Below are 5769 nucleotides of genomic sequence, written 5' to 3'. Positions count from 1 at the left end.
GTGCTATGAATCTAGTCGGTAGATGACTGCTGCTAACCGCATTTTACAGGGTGTAGGACTGGCATTGATAATAATTTCTTTGGCTGCTGTTGGGTACGTAGTACAAATCAGTAGAGTTAATACACTCAGTCTGCATCAGCCTCCTTCTACTACTAACATAAGTCCTAAAAATAACAATGGCGCGACCCATCAGGTTGCATCTAATACAACTGGTAATTCTCACACACACATAGTACAAATTCTGTTTGGTGACGGAAAAGAAGGCTGGAATAATCGATTCTTTTCTCCTAGTAGAGTTATAACCCAACAAGGAGATTCAGTTAAATGGGTAAATGATGATACAGTCGGCCATACCGTTACTGCTGTGCGTTTCAATTCAGGTCTAATTTGGCCACAAGGATCATCATATGGACCATCTTCTTACACTCGTATATTCGATAAATCAGGGACATTTGCATACTTTTGTCAAATCCATCCTTATATGAGTGGGGTTGTATTTACAGGAGTTCAAGAAACGGAGCGAGTACTGAACAGTACTGTTGGTTCAACTCACTTTGTAGATGTAAAAGTGGAGATGCCACAAGGCACAGCTTACACTAACAGCTATGGTCCATACTTTATACCCACATATGCCGTAGTACCAGTTGATGCCAGAGTAACATGGACAAACAAGGACTATGTGGCACATACAGCAACAGCTGTAGATGGTTCATTTGATACACAGCCAGTAATCCCTGGTAGTTCAATAACATTAGCAATTGACCATCTACCTGGAACCATTTCATATTATTGCAAAATTCATCCATGGATGCAAGGTACTATTGATATAACTCCTAGTCCGAGGTCTTCCACAGGCTAAACACAATGCATTTAGGCATTGCTTACGAAAATGTGGTATACTCTTTAAATCGTATAATGCTCTATTCTTGGTGGTAGTTATGGTTGACGATTACTTTATCAAAAATAGGTCTACCAATAGNNNCGAGATTAGTTGTAATCAGCTTAATAGCGACAATGTTTATTTTATTTTCATTTGTAAATGTTAATCTTGTAGTTCTAAATCACAGAATTGAGGCTGCAACTACAACTCCTGCAAATACTACGCATCAAACTGCTCTAAACAGTACTGCTACCAAGACATCAACACCACAACCTCCATCAGCGTCAAATACAACAAAAAACAGCAGCAACAGTACCACTCCTAAGCCAAACACCAACAGCAGCACATCTCAACCTAATTCTAACGTATCCAAGCTTACAACTACTCAGGGCAATAAAACAACAAATGCTAATGCCCCTGGTTCACCTTTCCCACCCAAAGAAGCCAACTCTACTTCTTACTTCCCACCTACAAACAAAGTTGCTATTGTAGTAGGAGCAGCTTTGTTGAGAGATAAAGCCTATCAACCAAATCCTGTAAATATTAAAGCTGGAGGTGTAGTAACATGGAATAATGAAGATACCGTAGTGCATACAGTAACTTCAGGTACTGGACTACAAGATCCACACCTAGGTAATCAATTTGATTCTGGATTATTAGGGGGTCATTTTTCACATATATTCTTTAAAGCAGGAGTGTTCCCATATTTCTGTCAAATACACCCAACTATGGTCGGTAAGGTCATAGTAAAGTAGGTAATTTAAAGTAAGTAAGGCAAAGAAGGCTAATCACTTTAGCCATCGATAGTAGGAAAGACCTACTAATAGAAGCGAATGCTGATTCTATCCTAAGATTCAGACATTCTACTTTTAATTATAGTATTCTCAAAATGAGCACAGAATCAAGTTTGCAAAATGAGTTTATTTGATTTGTTTGACAATGACAAGAAAAGGATCTCCTAAGATGTGAATCTTCCATGCCGTCAAAATTTCATGGTCATGCCAAGGATCCAATTACGTGCAAGACATTCTGTATTTATCATCAGTCAGATTTCAACCTGCTTTCAGAGACAGAAAAAGCTTCCTTGATCGATCATCATTATAAAAATTTAATACTCACCTGACAAGGTGTCAATCAATTTATATTAGTTAGGATAAGTTAACTTTCTNNNTAATATTGCTCAATCGCATAAGTGAATGTCAGTAACTAATAGTGCGGAACAAGTTCCTTGAATGTTATCTGCAAATCTCAAATCAGGGGAGGTCAGGTTTAGATTTACGTTTTTCCAAGCAGATAAGAGTAGTATGTGAAAAATAGAAAAGGTTAGGAGCAGAAGGAAAATAATCTATCTTAATATCATAAAGATATGATATGCCGTGTTAATTTATATGACTACGTGCCTGCCTTCCTGCCTAATCTGTGAGAGGTTCTATTATCCAGTATGTGTTATCTTCCAAATAATTCCTGTATATTCAAATGCATATGGCAGTCCGAGCGGATATGGCAATACCGCACCACTAGGAGTAATGGTTCTTACTTCATTGAGTCCTACACCTACTACATACAATGCTTTTCCATCAGGACTAAACTGAAGCCCAGTAGGCCTAAAGTTCCCATTTGCAGTGTTTAATGTTAAAAAGTCTTTGAAGTTACCAGTCACAGGGTCAAATGAAATGACCTTTTGCCCTATTATTTTACCCATGACTGATCCTATATATGGACCTAAAGGAGATGCCGCGGTAAGATGAGTCTGAGGGGCAAGTGTGCCATATTCGCCTATGAAGGCTTGACCTTTGTACTGAGGACCAAAGTTACTACTGTTAGAGACTGCAACCTGAGTTAAGGCAGCACCTACGTCTGTAAGTATAGTTGGTTTAACTGGAGGAGGCGTATTCTTTATGAGTGGAGTTAGCGTCTGGTTATTAAGGGGAGACTTAAACTGAGGATCAGTTACTGGAAGTCCATCTCCATAGTAATCAGGCCACCCATAAAACTTGCCCAAGTTATTTGGATTGGAGACGTCTATGACGTATATGGGATCTGCAGAGTTGGCAACATTCCTACTACCTCTCTCATCAACACTATTCATAGATACAACCAGGCTACCGTCTGGTGCAAAAGCTAGTCCATATGGATGTCTAAAGCCCCAACCTACTAGCTTTACATCTGTACCGTCTTGCTTTGCACTCAATATGCATCCAGTACATTTAATGTCACCTTTTATGACCTGACCAGGCTTTGTTGGAGTACCGTATGGGCTATAGGCACCTGTAGTTACTGTTGCATTTCCAGGAGCTTGCAGAAAGTTACGAGATTTAAAATTAGTTCCAGTCAGTGTAACAGTTTTGCCTGGAATATCATGAAATGATGGAATAAATTTGGCCCAAGGATTATCATGTCCTACCACGCCACTATTAGTAGCAGTACCAACACCAAAATACATCCTTCCATCTGGTCCAAATGCAAATCCATCAACATAGTGGTCTCCAAGACCAGGCAATGATACTATTAGATTCCTAACCATACCTTTCATATCTACAGTTGATACTCGTCCTCCGTTTGATACATAGAGCGAACCATTATGATACACCATGCTAGTAAGCAGACGATCAAGTCCTCTATCAACAAAAATTGAGACGTTACCAGTTTGATGATCTACTTTGAGTATTCTGGGCTGTGTATCAAGACCAACATATGCAAAGCCTACTTCACCAATGTACATATTTCCTTTATCATCAAAAGCCACGCTACCAGGAATGTTGGCATTCCACAAGATCGGCTGTATTTTGTAGCCTGCAGGCAGATTAAGGACACTTGTTGAAGGTGGAGGTCCAGAATTGTATGTTACAGTAAGCTCTGGTGAAAGATGTAACTTAGCTGGTGGTGGCTCTGTTGCGGCTACACCTGATATTCGTGTGACTTTCCATATTATTCCAGTATTAGTATACATCCAAATAGTGGGAGTTGGGAGCTTTTCGCCAGATGGTAATGTTGTGTGGAATTCACTTCTTCCAAGACTAGCTACGTAGAGTGCATTACCATCGTTACTGAAGCTTAGTCCCACAGGCCTGAAATATGGGTCAGGTTTTTTCAAAGAGATAAAATCGCTAAAGTTACCCGTTTTAGTATCAAGCTTGATAATTTTTTGACCTACAATAGTTGTATTCGTATTGCCTGGCAGATATTCATGCACTTTCTGTTGGAACTCATGAGTAAAAGGAGCATGAGTTCCATATTCGCCAACCAAAGCTGAGCCATTGAGGCCAAACGTATTGTTCTTGTTATTTCCGTTATAAGTTACAGCAGCTGTCAACTTCACAGCATATCCTGCATCAGCAAATAGCTTTTGATGTGGAGGATGATTTTCCATTAGAAATTGTAATGGCATATTTCCTCTGGGAGATTTGAATTGTGGATCAGTTACTGGAAGCAGTTGTTTATTCTTTCCACCAAAAAAGTCTGGCCATCCATACCATTTACCCCAGTTAGTAGAATTTGAAACGTCAATACTCCATATTTTGTCGTCATCGCCCTTTATTGGCCTACTACCCCTCTCTTCTGCGCCAGGATCGGTTACGATAAGTTTACCAGATTTATCGAATGCCACTCCTGTAAACGCATCCAATCTCATCCCCCAAGCAACTACCTTCAGATCTGTTCCATCTGGCTTGGCACTTATTATACAGCCACTACATCTAACATTTCCATTAATCTTTTCTCCTTTTTGGGTACTATTGCCATAAGCAACAAACGCTCCTGTCGTGACATTGCCAGTAACGTTTCCCGCCACAACTCCAGTTCCAAGGCCACTACTGATTTTACCTTTACCGCCAGTATTATTTTGAGTATTACTGACCTTGACTATCATATCTCTTATAACAGTCATATTTTTGGGACCATCCGCCAACAAATTTGGTGTCTGAAAGTTTTGTCCTGATAATGTAATATTCTTTGCAGGAACGTCATGTACAAAAGGATAACTTGCTAGCCATCCTAAATTAGGAGAGTAGCTATCCTCACCTACTACTCCACTATTGGTAGCACTTCCCTGTGCAAAGTACAGCCTGCCATCTGGTCCAAATGCTATGGCATTCGTAGGATGGTCACCTCCAGCTGGCAAATCATTAATTAAATCCTGAACAGCACCATTGGTAGGATTAACAGTAGATATTTTGCCCTTGTTGGCTACATACAATTTCCCTTGATGGAAAACCATACTAGTGATAGGACCATTCAAAAACTTGTCTGTTACAAGAGAGATTGTGCCATTATGGTCAATTTTTAGTATTCTAGGCGTAGGCATTAACCCACCAAAACCTTGGCCTGCTTCAGCTACAAACATATTTCCTACAGTGTCAAAAGCTACACTGCTTGGGAGAGTAAGATTCCATAAAACAGGCTCTATTTTATAGCCCTTTGTAATATTAAAATTGCTAGTACTAGGAGGTTTACCAGCATTAATAGTCGATGCAGCTAGCTCTGCTGGTATAGTACCAGGATTCTTCAATTGCTGTCCTATTACAAGCTGCGCTTGAGCCATATGATCTATGGTAATAGAGTTGTTCAGAGCCAGAGTAAATATTGAGAATATTAATAAAGTAAAGACAACAATACTAACGTAACAATTCATTCTTCCATTGTTACTTCTACTACCTTTACTTTCACTTTGGCCTTTACTTTTACTTTCACGAATAATTCTACTCCTTTCGCCGTAGTTAATGTTTCTATCATATATACTGGCCATTAGAATACAAAGCTCCAGACATTATTAATTATGTGATTTCATTGTTTAAAACGGTTATAAATTAGGACTGCCGGCAAATTGACTGACTGCGCACTATAAGTATTACAATTTATTGCAAATCATTGCAAACTCAAACGATGCTTTA

Annotated in this window: 2 protein-coding genes; one reads left to right on the top strand and one right to left on the bottom strand. The window is 39.3% G+C overall.

Annotated elements, in window-relative coordinates; translation table 11 throughout:
- Positions 1-22: 22 nt before the first annotated feature.
- Positions 23-859 (top strand): cupredoxin domain-containing protein, encoded by an 837-nt coding sequence (locus DYY65_RS11060; RefSeq protein WP_162478018.1) that lies wholly within the window; start codon positions 23-25, stop codon positions 857-859.
- 1453 nt (positions 860-2312) lie between these two features.
- On the opposite strand, the gene DYY65_RS11050 is transcribed toward DYY65_RS11060, so the two are convergent.
- On the bottom strand, positions 2313-5624 hold the full coding sequence (locus DYY65_RS11050; RefSeq protein WP_162478016.1) for a hypothetical protein: 3312 nt from the start codon (positions 5622-5624) through the stop codon (positions 2313-2315).
- Positions 5625-5769 lie beyond the last annotated feature (145 nt).

Source organism: Nitrososphaera sp. AFS, from assembly GCF_009898475.1.
Lineage (GTDB): Archaea > Thermoproteota > Nitrososphaeria > Nitrososphaerales > Nitrososphaeraceae > Nitrosopolaris.
This window is presented reverse-complemented; position numbering and strand designations above follow the sequence as displayed.

Bases quoted from the DNA above. Each gene is read 5' to 3' on its own strand.
- DYY65_RS11060 (WP_162478018.1), top strand. From the start codon at position 23: ATGACTGCTGCTAACCGCATTTTACAGGGTGTAGGACTGGCATTGATA.
- DYY65_RS11050 (WP_162478016.1), bottom strand. From the start codon at position 5,624: ATGGCCAGTATATATGATAGAAACATTAACTACGGCGAAAGGAGTAGA.